General features: G+C 69.9%; 14 protein-coding genes. 8 read left to right on the forward strand and 6 right to left on the reverse strand.

The genetic code is table 11. The features are described from left to right. Positions 1–4: 4 nt before the first annotated feature. The 5 genes from pgl to tkt all read right to left on the reverse strand — a co-directional run bounded on the left by pgl (position 5) and on the right by tkt (position 6,681). Positions 5–733: a 6-phosphogluconolactonase gene (gene pgl / locus AB0M08_RS35065; protein WP_364502989.1), complete on the reverse strand. Its 729-nt coding sequence runs from the start codon at positions 731–733 to the stop codon at positions 5–7. A gap of 73 nt (positions 734–806) precedes the next feature. Continuing rightward, positions 807–1,823 carry a glucose-6-phosphate dehydrogenase assembly protein OpcA gene (locus tag AB0M08_RS35070; protein ID WP_364502992.1) on the reverse strand — a complete coding sequence of 339 codons (1,017 nt, stop codon included), beginning with the start codon at positions 1,821–1,823 and terminating at the stop codon, positions 807–809. Beyond that, positions 1,820–3,337 carry a glucose-6-phosphate dehydrogenase gene (gene zwf / locus AB0M08_RS35075; RefSeq protein WP_364502995.1) on the reverse strand — a complete coding sequence of 506 codons (1,518 nt, stop codon included), beginning with the start codon at positions 3,335–3,337 and terminating at the stop codon, positions 1,820–1,822. Before zwf ends, AB0M08_RS35070 begins: the two co-directional genes overlap by 4 nt. A gap of 77 nt (positions 3,338–3,414) precedes the next feature. Next, positions 3,415–4,551 (reverse strand): transaldolase, encoded by a 1,137-nt coding sequence (tal, locus tag AB0M08_RS35080; RefSeq protein WP_364502998.1) that lies wholly within the window; start codon positions 4,549–4,551, stop codon positions 3,415–3,417. 15 nt (positions 4,552–4,566) lie between these two features. Continuing rightward, a complete protein-coding gene (tkt, locus tag AB0M08_RS35085; protein ID WP_364503001.1) occupies positions 4,567–6,681 on the reverse strand; it encodes a transketolase in 2,115 nt (704 codons plus the stop codon). A gap of 266 nt (positions 6,682–6,947) precedes the next feature. Here tkt and AB0M08_RS35090 point away from each other — a divergent pair, with 266 nt between their 5' ends. From AB0M08_RS35090 to AB0M08_RS35100, 3 genes are all read left to right on the forward strand, one after another. Next, a complete protein-coding gene (locus AB0M08_RS35090) occupies positions 6,948–7,907 on the forward strand; it encodes a heme o synthase (protein ID WP_364503130.1) in 960 nt (319 codons plus the stop codon). Positions 7,908–8,144: 237 nt separating this feature from the next. After that, positions 8,145–8,438 carry a hypothetical protein gene (locus AB0M08_RS35095; RefSeq protein ID WP_364503004.1) on the forward strand — a complete coding sequence of 98 codons (294 nt, stop codon included), beginning with the start codon at positions 8,145–8,147 and terminating at the stop codon, positions 8,436–8,438. Beyond that, a complete protein-coding gene (locus AB0M08_RS35100) occupies positions 8,438–9,316 on the forward strand; it encodes a hypothetical protein (protein ID WP_364503007.1) in 879 nt (292 codons plus the stop codon). The genes AB0M08_RS35095 and AB0M08_RS35100 overlap by 1 nt, the downstream gene beginning before the upstream one ends. 48 nt (positions 9,317–9,364) lie before the next feature. On the opposite strand, the gene AB0M08_RS35105 is transcribed toward AB0M08_RS35100, so the two are convergent. Continuing rightward, positions 9,365–10,318 (reverse strand): COX15/CtaA family protein, encoded by a 954-nt coding sequence (locus tag AB0M08_RS35105; RefSeq protein WP_364503132.1) that lies wholly within the window; start codon positions 10,316–10,318, stop codon positions 9,365–9,367. Between the two features lie 118 nt (positions 10,319–10,436). On the opposite strand from AB0M08_RS35105, the gene AB0M08_RS35110 reads away from it, so the two are divergent. From AB0M08_RS35110 to sufC, 5 genes are read left to right on the forward strand one after another with little or no spacing between them, the layout of a single operon-like run. After that, positions 10,437–11,153: a helix-turn-helix domain-containing protein gene (locus tag AB0M08_RS35110; RefSeq protein ID WP_364503135.1), complete on the forward strand. Its 717-nt coding sequence runs from the start codon at positions 10,437–10,439 to the stop codon at positions 11,151–11,153. Then, a complete protein-coding gene (gene sufB, locus AB0M08_RS35115) occupies positions 11,146–12,567 on the forward strand; it encodes a Fe-S cluster assembly protein SufB (RefSeq protein WP_364503010.1) in 1,422 nt (473 codons plus the stop codon). Before AB0M08_RS35110 ends, sufB begins: the two co-directional genes overlap by 8 nt. 56 nt (positions 12,568–12,623) lie before the next feature. Continuing rightward, positions 12,624–13,751: a Fe-S cluster assembly protein SufD gene (sufD, locus tag AB0M08_RS35120; protein ID WP_364503013.1), complete on the forward strand. Its 1,128-nt coding sequence runs from the start codon at positions 12,624–12,626 to the stop codon at positions 13,749–13,751. Continuing rightward, a complete protein-coding gene (locus AB0M08_RS35125) occupies positions 13,751–14,083 on the forward strand; it encodes a non-heme iron oxygenase ferredoxin subunit (RefSeq protein ID WP_364503016.1) in 333 nt (110 codons plus the stop codon). The genes sufD and AB0M08_RS35125 overlap by 1 nt, the downstream gene beginning before the upstream one ends. Then, positions 14,080–14,838 (forward strand): Fe-S cluster assembly ATPase SufC, encoded by a 759-nt coding sequence (gene sufC / locus AB0M08_RS35130; RefSeq protein WP_364503019.1) that lies wholly within the window; start codon positions 14,080–14,082, stop codon positions 14,836–14,838. The genes AB0M08_RS35125 and sufC overlap by 4 nt, the downstream gene beginning before the upstream one ends. The last annotated feature ends 4 nt before the right edge of the window (positions 14,839–14,842 follow it).

The following is a 14,842-nucleotide window of genomic DNA, read 5'->3' on the forward strand; positions in this document are numbered from 1 at the left end:
CCTGTTAGGACGGGCGCTTCGCGGCGGCTGCCTGGTCGAGCAGGAACAGCGTTCGGCGTACGCCGGTGGCGCGGGCCGCCGGAAGGTCGCCGCCACCCAGCACCGTGCCGATCGGCTCCGCCTTGTCCGGGCCGGCCGCGACCAGCCAGACCTCCTCGGCGCTCCGGATGGCCGGCAGGGTCAGCGTGATCCGGGTGGGCGGCGGCTTCGGGCTGTCGTGCACCGCGGCGGTCGTGCCGGCGGCGTCCAGCTCCGGGTGCCCGGGGAAGAGCGAGGCCACGTGCCCGTCCTCGCCGACCCCGAGCATCAGCACGTCGAAGCGGGGGAGGGGGGCGTCGCCGGCGAGTTCCCCGGCGTACCGGGCGGCCGCCGCGACCGCGTCGTCCCCGTCCGGGCCGTCCGAGGCGGGCATGGCGTGCACCCGGGCCGGGTCCAGCGGCAGCTTGTCCAGCAGCGCCGCGCGGGCCTGGGTCTCGTTGCGGTCCGGGTCACCTGCGGGCAGGAACCGCTCGTCACCCCACCACAGGTCCACCCGGGACCAGTCGATGGCGGCGGAGGCGGGCAGCTCCGGCACCGCGGCGAGCACCTTGGCGGCGACCCGGCCACCGGTCAGCACCACGCTCGCCGTGCCGTGCACCGCCTGTGCGTCGATGATCTTGACGACGAGCCGTGCGGCCACCGTCGCCGCCAGGACGTCGGCGTCCGGTACGACCACGACCACGGTCTCACTCAATTCGTACTCCTCATTCAACGGCGGAGGCCGCCCGCCGCTTGAGCGGCGGACGGCCTTGACTTGTGAAGCCTGCTCAGGCGGCGGTGCCGCCCGGCCCGGCCATGGCGTCGGTCGGCGAGGCCGCCCGCGCCGCCAGCGCCGGATCCTTCCAGACGTGCACCCGCATCGGCGACCGCTTCTCCAGATCGGAGAGCCCGGCCATCGCACCGAGCGCCTCGGCGTAGATCTGGTCGGAGTCGAGCCGCCGCAGCTCCTCGGCGAGTTCGTCGCCGACCGGCCGCTTGGGCAGCGGCATGTAGCGGTCGTCCTGGCCGGTACGGCTGAAGAGCGCGGTGCCCTCCTCGCGGGTGACCCGGACGCAGTCGCCGTTCGCGCACTGCAGCTCCACCGAGTGCAGGCGCGGCGACCGGTCGGTGTGCTCCAGCACCGGCTCGATGCCGAGGCGGGACTTGAGCCAGCCCAGCATCAGCCAGGCGGTCGGGTCCTTCTCCGGCGCCACGATCTTCGCGCCGACGACCCGCTCCTCGGTGGAGTCGAACGCGCCCGCGACCAGGGTCCGCCAGAGCGTGATCCGGGTCCAGGTGAGGTCGGTGTCGCCGGGGGCGTAGTCGACCGCGCGCTGCTTGAGCGCGCTGATCGGGTCGGGCGCCTGCGCGCAGTCGGTGATCCGCCGGTCGGAGACCACGCCGAGGAAGTCGTTGGCGATCATGTTCGGCGGCTCCTCGTGCCACCAGGTGACCACCGGGACGTCCGGGGCGAGCAGCGGCATCACCACCGACTCGGCGTGCAGGGCGAGACGGCCGTACATCCGCATCACGACCGCCTCGGCGGGGCCGAGACGCCCGCCCACGACGATCTCGGCGTCCAGCCGGCTGCGGCCCTCCAGATCGGAGCGGACCACGATGAGCAGACGGCAGGGGTGCGCCGCGGCGGCTATCGTGGCGGCCGCCTCGGCCTCCCGGACCTTCTTCTCCTCGACCACCGCGATCAGCGTCAGGGCGAGCCCGGAGGCCACACCCCCGGCGCTGCGCCGCTCGGCGGCGAGCGCCTTGACCACCTCGTTGCCGGTGGTGTCCCACAAGCCGATCATGCTCGCCTCCAGGCGCGGCCCTCGCGCTCCAACAACTCGTCGGCGGCCCGCGGGCCCCATTCACCGGAGCGGTACGGCTCCGGCTTGACGCCCGCCCAGGCGGCCTCCAGGGGGTCGATGACCCGCCAGGACTGCTCGACCTCGGCGGCGTCCGGGAAGAGCGTCCGGTCGCCGATCAGCACGTCCAGGACGAGACGCTCGTACGCCTCCGGGCTGGACTCGGTGAACGCCTCGCCGTACTGGAAGTCCATCGCGATGTCGCGGACCTCCATGGCGGTGCCGGGCACCTTGGAGCCGAACTTGAGCACCACGCCCTCGTCCGGCTGGACCCGGACGACGAGCTGGTTGTGGCCCAGCATCTCCACGTCGGCGGGGTCGAACGGCAGGTGCGGCGCGCGCTTGAAGAGGATCGCGATCTCGGTCACCCGGCGCGGCATCCGCTTACCGACCCGGACGTAGAACGGGACGCCCGCCCAGCGCCGGTTCTGGATGCCGAGGCGGACCGCCACGTACGTCTCCGTGGTGGAGTCGGCCGGGATGTTCTTCTCCTCGAGATAGCCCACCGCGCGCTCGCCGGCCACCCATCCGGGCAGGTACTGACCGCGTACCGAGCCGCTGGCGATGTCCGCGGGCAGGCTGATCGCCTTGAGGACCTTGAGCTTCTCGGCCCGCACCTCCAGCGGGTCGAAGCTGGTCGGCTCCTCCATGCCCACCATGGCGAGCAGCTGGAGCAGGTGGTTCTGCAGCACGTCGCGGGCGGCGCCGGACGCGTCGTAGAACGCGGCCCGGGTGCCGATGCCGACGTCCTCGGCCATGGTGATCTGCACCGAGTCGACGTACTTCGAGTTCCACACCGGCTCGAAGAGGCTGTTGGCGAAGCGGAGGGCCAGGATGTTCTGGACCGTCTCCTTGCCCAGGTAGTGGTCGATGCGGTAGACGTCGTCCGGGTTGAAGACCTCGTCGACGAGCTGGTTCAGCGCGATCGCCGTCTCCAGGTCGTTGCCGAACGGCTTCTCCACGACCACTCGCCGCCAGCCGCCGGACTTGGCGTTGTCGGCCAGTCCGGTCCGGTTCAGCTGGTTGAGCACCAGCGGGAACGCGGCCGGCGGGATGGAGAAGTAGAAGGCCGTGTTGCCCTGGATGCCGTTGCGCTCGCGCAGCTGGTCCAGGGTCTCGGAGAGCTTGTCGAAGTCGGCGTCGTCGTCGAAGGAGCCCGGAACGAACTGGAACTGGCTCGACAGCTGCCGCCAGACGTCCTCGCGCCACGGGGTGCGGGCGCCCTTCTTGGCGGCGTTGTAGGCGAGCGTCTCGAAGTCGCCCTCGCCCCAGTCGGCGCGGGCGAAGCCGACGACCACGAAACCGGGCGGAAGCAGGCCGCGGTTGGCGAGGTCGTACACGGCCGGAATGAGCTTCTTTCGGGACAGGTCACCGGTGACCCCGAAGATCACCAGAGCGCAGGGCTCCGGGATCCGCGGGAGCCTTCGGTCCTGTGCGGTACGCAGCGGATTACCCACGATGCCATCCTGCCAGTTTTTCGCGAATGGAGAGGCCTGTCGCGGAGTGTTCCACGACAGGCCTCTCACTCTTGTTTCTAAGCTGCGTCGCTGGGGTGAGCAGCGCCGCCGGCGGCTGCCTTGAGGGACTTGGTGACGCCCTCCAGCAGCTCCTTCCAGCTCGACTCGAACTTCTCGACGCCCTCGTCCTCGAGGACCTTGACGACGTCGTCGAAGTCGATGCCGACGCCCTTCAGGTCCGCGAAGACCTTCTTGGCGTGGTCGTAGTTGCCGGTGATGGTGTCACCCTTGGTGGTGCCGTGGTCCTCGTACGCGAAGATCACCGACTCCGGCATGGTGTTGACCGTGCCGGGCGCGATCAGCTCCTCGACGTAGATGGTGTCCGGGAACTCCGGGTTCTTCGTGGACGTGGAGGCCCAGAGCGGCCGCTGCGGGAACGCCCCGGCGGAGGCGAGCGCCTTCCAGCGGTCGGTCCCGAAGACCTCCTCGTACGCCTCGTACGCCAGCCGGGCGTTGGCGATGGCCGCCTTGCCCTTGAGGCCCTTGGCCTCGTCGCTGCCGATCTTGTCGAGGCGCTTGTCCACCTCGCTGTCCACCCGGGAGACGAAGAACGACGCGACCGAGCCGATCTTGGTCAGGTCGTGGCCGTTCGCCTTCGCCTGCTCCAGGCCGGCCAGGAACGCGTCCATGACCAGGCGGTAGCGCTCCAGCGAGAAGATCAGCGTGACGTTGACGCTGATGCCCGCGCCGAGCACCGCGGTGATCGCGGGCAGGCCGGCCAGCGTCGCCGGGATCTTGATGTACACGTTGGGACGGTCCACCAGCCACCACAGCGTCTTCGCCTCGGCGATGGTGGACGCGGTCTCGTGCGCCTTGCGCGGGTCGACCTCGATGGAGACCCGGCCGTCGACGCCGTTGGACCGGTCGTACTCGGGACGCTCCACGTCGGCGGCGGCCCGGACGTCGGCGGCGGTCATCAGCCGGACCGCCTCCTCCACCGTCACGCCCTGCGCGGCCAGGTCCTTGAGCTGCTCGTCGTACGCGTCCGCGTCGGAGAGCGCCTTCTGGAAGATGCTCGGGTTGGTGGTGACACCGACCACGTGCTGTTCACGGCGCAGCTTGTCCAGCGAACCACTGGTGAGCCGCACCCGGGAGAGGTCGTCGAGCCACACCGCCACGCCCTGGGCGGAGAGCTCTGCCAGCCTGTCGGTCATTACCTTCAACTCCTGTCAGTTGCCGGTCTTGTGACCGGTGATCTCGCCGACCTTGGCCAGCGAGGCGTTGGCCTTCGCTACGACGTTGTCGGCGGTGAAGCCGAACTGCTCGAAGAGGATCTTGGCGGGGGCGCTGGCGCCGTAGTGCTCGATGCTGACCGGCTCGCCGGCGTCACCGAGGATGCGGTCCCAGCTCATGCGGATGCCGGCCTCGACCGTGACGCGGGCCTTGACCCCGGTCGGCAGGACCTCCTGCTGGTACGCGAGCGGCTGCTGGAAGAACCACTCCTGGCAGGGCATCGAGACGACCCGGGCCGGGGTGCCCTCGGCCTCCAGGCGCTCCTGCGCGGTGAGCGCGATCGACACCTCGGAGCCGCTGGCGATCAGGATCACCTTCGGCGCGCCGTTCGACGCCTCGGAGAGGACGTAGCCGCCCTTGAGGGTGCCCTCGGCGGACGCGTACTTCGTCCGGTCGACGGTGGGCAGGTTCTGCCGGGAGAGCGCGAGCGCGGTCGGGCGGTCGTTGTGCTCCAGGGCGCCGCGCCACGCGTACGCGGTCTCGTTGGCGTCGGCCGGGCGGACCACGTCGAGGCCGACGATGGCGCGCAGCGCGGAGAGCGTCTCGATCGGCTGGTGCGTCGGGCCGTCCTCGCCCAGGCCGATGGAGTCGTGCGTCCACACGAAGACGACCGGCAGCTTCATCAGCGCGGAGAGGCGGACCGAGCCGCGCATGTAGTCGCTGAAGACCAGGAACGTGCCGCCGTACGGGCGGGTCCCGCCGTGCACCGCGATGCCGTTCAGGATCGAGCCCATGCCGTGCTCACGGATGCCGAAGTGCAGCGTGCGGCCGTACTCGTGACCGGGGAACTCCTTGGTCGCGTACTCGGCGGGGATGAAGGACGGCTCGCCCTTCATCGTGGTGTTGTTGCTCTCCGCCAGGTCGGCCGAGCCGCCCCAGAGCTCGGGGAGCACCGGCGCGAGCGCCTCCAGCACCTTGCCGGACGCGGCCCGGGTGGCCAGGCCCTTCTCGTCGGCCGGGAACTCGGGCAGGGACTTGGTCCAGCCCTCCGGCAGGGTCTTCGCGGCGAGCCGGTCGAAGAGCGCCTTCGCCTCGGTGTTCTTGGCGGCCCAGGCGTCGAAGCCCTTCTGCCACTCGGCGTGCGCCTCCTTGCCGCGCTCGACGGCCTGCTGCGCGTGCTTCACGACCTCGTCGTCGATCGCGAACGGCTCGTCGGCGAAGCCGAGCAGCGCCTTGGTGGCGGTGATCTCGGCGGCGCCCAGCGCGGAACCGTGGATCTTGCCGGTGTTCTGCTTCTTCGGCGCCGGCCAGCCGATCACCGTCTTGAGGACGATGAACGACGGCTTGTCGGTGACCTTCTTGGCGGCCTGGATCGCGTCCCAGAGCGCCTCGACGTCCTCGACGTACGGGTCCGAGCCGGCCCAGTCGACCGTCTGGACGTGCCAGCCGTACGCGGCGTACCGCGCGCCGACGTCCTCGGACTTGGCGATCCGGGTGTCGTCCTCGATGGAGATCTGGTTGTCGTCGTAGATGACGGTGAGGTTGCCCAGCTTCTGCACCGCGGCGATGGCGCTGGACTCGTGGCTCACGCCCTCCTCGATGTCGCCGTCCGAGGCGATCGAGTAGACCTGGTGGTCGAAGGGGGACTGTCCGGCGGCGGTCTCCGGGTCGAACAGGCCGCGCTCACGGCGGGCCGCCATGGCCATGCCGACCGCGTTGCCGATGCCCTGGCCCAGCGGGCCGGTGGTGATCTCCACGCCGGAGGTGTGGCCGTACTCCGGGTGACCCGGGGTCAGCGAGTCCCACTGCCGCAGCGACTTCAGGTCGTCCAGCGACAGGCTGTAACCGTTGAGGAAGAGCTGAATGTAGAGGGTGAGGCTGGAGTGGCCGCAGGAGAGAACGAACCGGTCACGCCCGCTCCAGTGCGGGTCGGTCGGGTCGTGCCGCATGACACGGTTGAAAAGCAGGTAGGCGGCCGGCGCCAAGCTCATGGCCGTGCCGGGGTGGCCGTTGCCGGCCTTCTCGACGGCATCCATGGCCAGCACCCGCACCGTGTCGACCGCCTTGCGGTCGAGGTCGGACCAGTTGAGAGCAGGATCTTTGGCACCCACGTCTGTTGTGCTCCTCGGGCAGGATTGTGGAACCCTTTTCGGCTTGACCCTATCCAGTAGGGCTAAACGTCTGCGCAGCGAACGCCACAGGCACATACGCTGTGAGCGGACACACGGTTGAAGGGTGTGATGGTCTCCACCCGTGCCGGGTGCCCCGAGCAGCGAGGACGGTGGCGCGTAGGCTGTCCGGGCGGCATCGCCGGGTCATCGGTACCCGGCATCGGCCGCGAGTTGGTGCCGATGCCGGAAGGTGGCAGTCCGTGAGCATGATCACCGAGCGTTCCGTCCAACGGCGGTCGCCCGGCGTGGCGGAGCCTGCGCCACGCGCCGAAGCCCGACGCGACCGGATGGCGATGGTCCGCGCCTATGTGGCGCTGACCAAGCCGGCCATCGTCGAGCTGCTGCTGGTCACCACGGTGCCGACGATGATGCTGGCCGCCGGCGGCTGGCCGGATCTGGTCACCTTCTTCGCGGTGCTGATCGGCGGCGCCCTGGCGGGCGGCGCGGCGAGCGCGCTGAACTGCTACATCGACCGCGACATCGACGTGCTGATGAAGCGGACCAAGCGGCGCCCGCTGCCGACCCACCAGATCAGCCCGCGTGCCGTGCTGATCTTCGGCCTGACGCTGGCCGTGGTGTCGGTGGTCCTGATGGCCGTCCTCACCAACTGGCTGGCGACCGCGCTCACCGCGTTCTCGATCTTCTACTACGACGTGATCTACACGCTCTGGCTGAAGCGGCGTACGCCGGCGAACACGTTCTGGGGCGGCGTCTGCGGCGCCGCTCCGGTGGTGATCGGCTGGGCCGCGGTCACCGGGTCGATCGCGCCGATGGGCTGGGCGCTCTTCGCCGTCGTCTTCTTCTGGCAGATGCCGCACTTCTACGCGCTCGCCATCAAGTACAAGGACGACTACGCCCGGGCCGGCATCCCGATGCTCCCGGTGGTCCGCTCGGTCGCCCGGGTGAACTTCGAGATCCTCCTCTACACCGCACTCACCGTCGTCTCGTCGTTCGTGGCGGCGTGGCCGCTCGGCCCGGCGCTCGACCTCGGCTGGATCTACGGCATCACGGCACTGCTCTCCGGCGGGGTCTTCATGGGTGAGGCGATCCGGCTCGTGCTGCAGACCCGCAACGGCGGGATGCTCAAGCCGATGCGTCTCTTCCAGCTCTCCATCACGTACCTGACGGTCCTCTTCATGGCCATCGCGGTGGACGCGCTCCTCTGACCTGGCGAACAGATCGCCCTGCGTCATTTCGGTTACGGCTTCGTCGCACACGATGCCCGGAATGTGACCAGTGTCAACTACCGTCCGTCACTCATTCCGGTGATTCTGGTGAGGCCGCAAATCGGGCGTAATTAGGTCAAACACCTGGTCTCGATCTCGAAACCTGCTGGTAACGAGAGTCACAAAGAGATCCCGGAGCCCCCCGCGTGGCGCTCGGGAGTGCTTAGGCTGCGGTCCATGGCAGAAGGTTCCGTAACGACGCTGACTTCCGAGATCAAGACTTTCGCCGCCGGACACGGTGGCGCCAAGGCGGTCATCGAGTACGTCGGCAAGCGCGGCGCCCGCATCGTCCTCGTCGGCGAGGACGGTGAGTGGTCCGACCAGTTCGCCAAGGACACGGGCATGGCCCGCGAGGCGTGTGAGGGCGCCGGTGTCGCGGTGGAGAACGAGTGGGAGCGCGAGCTCCTGGAGCAGATGCGCCCCAGCAACGACCTGTGGCGCTCGATGGCCCGCCGGAGCATGGCGCGCTGATGCCGCAGGACGCCCGGGTCGCACTGGTCACCTGTGCGCACTTCCCCGATCTCTGGGACGACGACCACCCGCTGCGCGACACCCTCGTCGCGCGCGGCGTGACCGTCGACGCCGTTCGCTGGGACGACCCGGACGCCGACTGGTCCGTCTACGACCTCACGGTGATCCGCTCGCCGTGGGACTACGTACCCCGCCGGGAGCAGTTCGTCGCGTGGGCACGCAGCGTGCCCAGCCTGCTCAACCCGGCCGACGTGCTCGCCTGGAACACCGACAAGCGCTACCTGAGCGACCTGACCGCGGCCGGCGTCCCGGTCATCCCCACGGACTTCGCCGCACCCGGCGAGACCTGGACGCCGCCCCCGGCCGGTGAGTGGGTCGTCAAACCGGCGATCTCCGCCGGCAGTCAGGACACCGCGCGCCACCTCCTCCCCGAGCAGGCCGGCGAGGCGCGGGCGCACGTGGCCCGTCTCCAGGCGGCCGGCCGCACCGCGATGATCCAGCCCTACCTGGACGCGGTCGCCACCGACGGCGAGACCGCGCTCCTCTTCCTCCCCGGCGCGTCCGGCGCGCTCACCTACAGCCACGCCGTCCGCAAGGGCCCGATGCTCGGCCGGCGAGGTGAGCACGCCATCGAGGTCGGCAGCGAGGACATCTCCCCGCGCACGCCGACGGAGGCGGAGCTGTCCGCTGCCGATCAGGCCCTGAAGGCGATCCCGGGCGGCGCCGACCGCCTCCTCTACGCCCGCGTCGATCTGATCCCGGGCCCCGAGGGCACACCTCTCCTGCTGGAGCTGGAGCTGGCCGAGCCCTCCCTCTTCCTTTCCCGGTCGCCGACGGCGACGTCTCGCCTGGCCTCGGCGATCCTCTCCCGCCTCTGATCTTTTTCGGGTACGCCGTACCGGCCGGCGCCGCGCGGGTACCGCGGGTCAGGACGCGGGCACCGGTGCGGTGCGGGCCGGCTCGCCGGCGGGGGCCGGGGCATCCTCGGCCACCGCTTCCGGGCGGGTCCGCAGCGACCAGAGGACGGCCAGGGTGGAGGTCCAGACCAGGCCGGCACCGAGCATGTGGGCGCCGACCAGCAGGACCGGCAGGTGGGTGAAGTACTGCACGAAGCCGATCAGGCCCTGGCCGAGCTCGACCAGGATCAGCACGCCCGCCGCGCGGACCGCCGCCGCCGGGGCCGGCACCGCGCGGAGCGCGAACCAGAGCGCGACCGAGAGGCCGATCAGTAGGAAGACCAGGTCGGCGTGGACCTGGGAGATCGCGGCCGGGTCGAGGCCGTTGCGCTTGGCGCCGCGGTCGCCCGAGTGCGGGCCGGAGCCGGTGACCACCACGCCGGCCGCGATCACCGCGAGGCTGGCCAGGGCGGTGAGCCGGCCGAGCACGCGCAGCGGGGCGGGGACGGTGGCGGCCGGGGCGCCGTCGCCCTCGGCGGCGCGCCGCCAGAGCGCGTAGGCCAGCGCGATCACGCCGACCGAGAGCAGGAAGTGCAGCCCGACCACCCACGGGTTGAGGTGGGTGAGGACGGTGATGCCGCCGACCACGCCCTGCATCGGGATGCCGAGGCCGGCCGCGACCGAGAGCCGGACCAGGGATTTCCGGCGCGGGTGTCCCAGCGCCGCGAGGAAGCAGGCGATCGCGAGGCCGGCCAGCACGAAGGTGAGCATCCGGTTGCCGAACTCGATCGCGCCGTGCACGCCCATCGCGGAGGTCGTCGTGTACGACCCGTCGGTGCACTTCGGCCAGGTGGGGCAGCCGAGGCCGGAGTCGGTGAGCCGGACCGCCGCGCCGGTGACGATCAGCGCGACGTTGGCGATCAGGGACGCCAGGGCGAGCGGACGCAACGCGGAGGACTTCACCAGGTACTTCACCCGGGGAATCGTACGCGCAAAGTTGATCTTGAATTGAGGTGTCCCCGGGGGCCGGTGTGACGGATCACCGGAGGCCGGTTTGCGGGGGCCGGAGTAAATACGTAACGTTGGCGTAGTGAAAAACGGGATGCTGGTCACGGACGGTGCGGCGGCGACGGCCGCGGCGTCGGACGGCCGCACCCGGGACCGGGTCACCCAGCTGCTGCTGAAGCGTCGCGCCGCCACCGCGGCCGAGCTCGGCGCCCAGCTCGGGCTGAGTCCCGCGGCGATCCGCAAACACCTCGACGCGATGCTCGCCGAGGGCCTCGTCGAGACGCGCGAGCTGCGCCGCACCGGCCCCCGCGGCCGGGGCCGCCCGGCGAAGGCGTTCGTGCTGACCGCGGCCGCCCGTGAGGATCTGAACCCGCATCACTACGACGGCATCGCCTCCGCCGCCCTGCGCTGGATCGCCGAGAACCACGGCGTGGAGGCGGTCTCGGCGTTCGCGACGTCCCAGGTCGGCGCGCTGGAGGAGCGGCTGAAGGCCGCGATCCTCTCCGCCGGTCCCGATCCGCTGGCCCGGGCGGAGGCACTCGCCGATGCGCTGACCGCGGAGGGCTACGCTGCCAGCGCGACCACGATCGCGTCCGGCGGGCAGCTCTGCCAGCACCACTGCCCGGTGGCCCACGTGGCCGCCGAGTTCCCTCAGCTGTGCGACGCCGAAACCGAAGTCATCTCTCGGCTCATCGGCACCCACGTGCAGCGCCTCGCCACCATCGCGCACGGCGACGGGGTGTGCACCACGCACATCCCCTCCCCGCCCCACGCCACCGCAATCACGGTTAGGACGAATAGAGATGACTGACCAGATCGTTACTCAGGAAGAGCACCTGGCCGCTCTTGGCAAGTACGAGTACGGCTGGGCCGATGCCGACGTTGCGGGTGCCGCCGCGCAGCGTGGCCTCTCCGAGGCCGTGGTGCGCAACATCTCGGCGCTGAAGAACGAGCCGCAGTGGATGCTCGACCTGCGCCTCAAGGGCCTGCGCCTCTTCGACCGCAAGCCGATGCCGTCCTGGGGCGCCGACCTCACCGGGATCGACTTCCAGAACATCAAGTACTTCGTGCGCTCCACCGAGAAGCAGGCCGCTTCCTGGGAGGACCTGCCCGAGGACATCAAGGCGACCTACGACAAGCTCGGCATCCCCGAGGCGGAGAAGCAGCGCCTGGTCGCCGGCGTCGCCGCGCAGTACGAGTCCGAGGTCGTCTACCACGCGATCCGCGAGGACCTCGAGCAGCAGGGCGTCCTGTTCCTGGACACGGACACCGCGCTCAAGGAGCACGAGGACGTCTTCAAGGAGTACTTCGGCACGGTGATCCCGGTCGGTGACAACAAGTTCGCCGCGCTGAACACCGCGACCTGGTCGGGTGGCTCCTTCATCTACGTGCCGAAGGGCGTGCACGTGGACATCCCGCTGCAGGCCTACTTCCGGATCAACACGGAGAACATGGGCCAGTTCGAGCGGACCCTGATCATCGCCGACGAGGGCAGCTACGTGCACTACGTCGAGGGCTGCACCGCGCCGATCTACTCGTCCGACTCGCTGCACTCCGCGGTCGTCGAGATCGTCGTGAAGAAGAACGCCCGGGTGCGCTACACGACCATCCAGAACTGGTCGAACAACGTGTACAACCTGGTCACCAAGCGCGCCACCTGCGAGGAGGGCGCGACCATGGAGTGGATCGACGGCAACATCGGCTCCAAGGTGACGATGAAGTACCCGGCGGTCTACATGACCGGCCCGCACGCCAAGGGCGAGGTGCTCTCGATCGCGATGGCCGGCGAGGGCCAGCACCAGGACTCCGGCGCCAAGATGGTGCACGCCGCGCCGCACACCTCCTCGACGATCATCTCCAAGTCGATCGCCCGGGGCGGCGGGCGTACGTCGTACCGCGGTCTGGTGCAGGTGCTGGAGGGCTCGGAGAGCTCGAAGAGCACGGTCAAGTGCGACGCGCTGCTGGTCGACACGATCTCCCGCTCGGACACGTACCCGTACGTCGACATCCGCGAGGACGACGTCAACATGGGCCACGAGGCGACCGTCTCCAAGGTCAGCGAGGACCAGCTCTTCTACCTGATGAGCCGGGGCCTGACCGAGGACGAGGCGATGGCGATGATCGTGCGCGGCTTCATCGAGCCGATCGCGAAGGAGCTCCCGATGGAGTACGCCCTGGAGCTCAACCGCCTGATCGAGCTGCAGATGGAAGGGGCAGTGGGCTAGCGCCCACTGCCGGAAGAGCCCCAGGGTCAAGGAACGTAAGGAATTTTAAGGAAGACATGACTACCGAGGCCATCGCCCCGCCGAGCACCAAGTCGCAGGTGCTGCGTTCCTTCGACGTCGCCGACTTCCCGGCCCTCAACGGCCTGGAGGAGGAGTGGCGCTTCACCCCGCTCAAGCGGCTGGGTGACCTGGTCAAGGCCACCGAGCTGACCGGTGCCGCCCCGGCCGTGGAGTACGCCGACCTGCCCGCCGGGGTGTCGGTCTCCACCGCCGACGACGTCGACCCGGTGCTCACCCCGTTCGACCGGATCAGCGCCCTCGCGTACGGCTCGGCCGCCGGCGTCACCGTGATCGAGGTGGCGGCCGAGGCCGAGCCCGCCGAGGCCGCCGTGATCCGCCTGGTCGGCAAGGGCGGCGACGCCGCGGCCGCGCGCACCGTGGTCACGGTGGGCGCGTTCGCCAAGGCGACGATCGTGCTGGAGCAGACCGGCACGGTCACCCTGGCCGACAACGTCGAGGTGGTGCTCGCCGACAGCGCGCAGCTCACCTTCGTGACGCTGGCCGAGTGGGACCGCGACGCCGTGCAGGCGCAGCACGTCAAGTTCAAGGTCGGCAAGGACGCCCGGGTCCAGCACGTGCAGGTCACCCTGGGCGGTGACGTGGTCCGGCAGTTCACCTCGGTGGAGTACACCGGACGGGGCGGCGACGCCGAGCTCTTCGGGCTCTACTTCGCCGACGCGGGCCAGCACCACGAGCACCGCCAGCTGGTCGACCACTCGGTGCCCGACTGCCGCAGCTACGTGGGGTACCGCGGCGCGCTGCAGGGCTCGTCGGCGCACACCGTCTGGGTCGGCGACGTGCTGATCCGGGCCACCGCGACCGGGACCGATACGTACGAGATCAACCGGAACCTGGTGCTGACCGACGGAGCCCGCGCCGACTCGGTCCCGAACCTGGAGATCGAGACCGGCGAGGTCGCCGGCGCCGGGCACGCCAGCGCCACCGGCCGGTTCGACGACGAGCAGCTCTTCTACCTGATGGCCCGCGGCATCCCCGAGGGCGAGGCCCGCAAGCTGGTGGTCCGGGGCTTCTTCGCCGAGCTGATCAACAAGATCCCGGTCGAGGAGCTGCGCGAGCGGCTCGGCGACGTGATCGAGGGCCGGCTGGCGGAGTCGGGGAAGTAATGCCGTTCGAGAACGTCGGCGCGGCTGCCGACGTGGCCAAGGGCACCGCCCTCCAGGTGGAGGTCGACGGCGTCGAGGTCGCGATCGTGCACGCCGACGACGACAACTTCTACGCGGTCCGCGACGAGTGCAGCCACGCCTCGGTGGCGCTCTCCGAGGGCGAGGTCGACGGCTGCACCCTGGAGTGCTGGCTGCACGGCTCGCGCTTCGACCTGCGTACCGGAGAGCCCTCCGGACCGCCCGCCATCGACCCGGTGGCGGTCTACCCCGTCGAGATCCGCGACGGCGACATCTACGTTTCGATGACACCGAGTAATGGAGTACAGCCGTGAGCACCCTGGAGATCCGCGACCTGCAGGTTTCGGTGAAGCTGCCCGATGGTGAGCTGAAGCCGATCCTGGCCGGGGTCGACCTCACCATCAATTCCGGTGAGACGCACGCCATCATGGGCCCGAACGGCTCCGGCAAATCCACGCTGGCCTACTCCATCGCGGGCCACCCGAAGTACGAGATCACCGGTGGTTCGGTGACCCTGGACGGGCAGGACGTGCTCGAGCTCAGCGTCGACGAGCGGGCCCGGGCGGGTCTCTTCCTCGCGATGCAGTACCCGGTTGAGGTCCCCGGCGTCTCGGTGGCGAACTTCCTGCGTACCGCGAAGACCGCGATCGACGGTGAGGCGCCGAAGCTGCGCACCTGGGCCGGCGAGCTGCGCGGCGCGATGGAGAAGCTGCAGATGGACCCGGCGTTCGCGCAGCGCAACGTCAACGAGGGCTTCTCCGGCGGTGAGAAGAAGCGGCACGAGATCATGCAGCTCGAGCTGCTCAAGCCGAAGATGGCGATCCTCGACGAGACCGACTCCGGTCTGGACATCGACGCGCTGCGGATCGTCAGCGAGGGCGTCAACCGGGTCCGCGAGACCGGCGAGACCGGCTTCCTGCTGATCACCCACTACACGCGGATCCTGCGCTACATCAAGCCGGACTTCGTGCACGTCTTCGTCGGCGGCAAGATCGTCGAGGAGGGCGGCCCGGAGCTGGCCGAGGAGCTCGAGGTCTCGGGCTACGAGAAGTTCCTCGCCAAGGCCTAGGGGA

It is taken from the genome of Actinoplanes sp. NPDC051851, from assembly GCF_040681165.1.
Classification (GTDB): domain Bacteria; phylum Actinomycetota; class Actinomycetes; order Mycobacteriales; family Micromonosporaceae; genus Actinoplanes.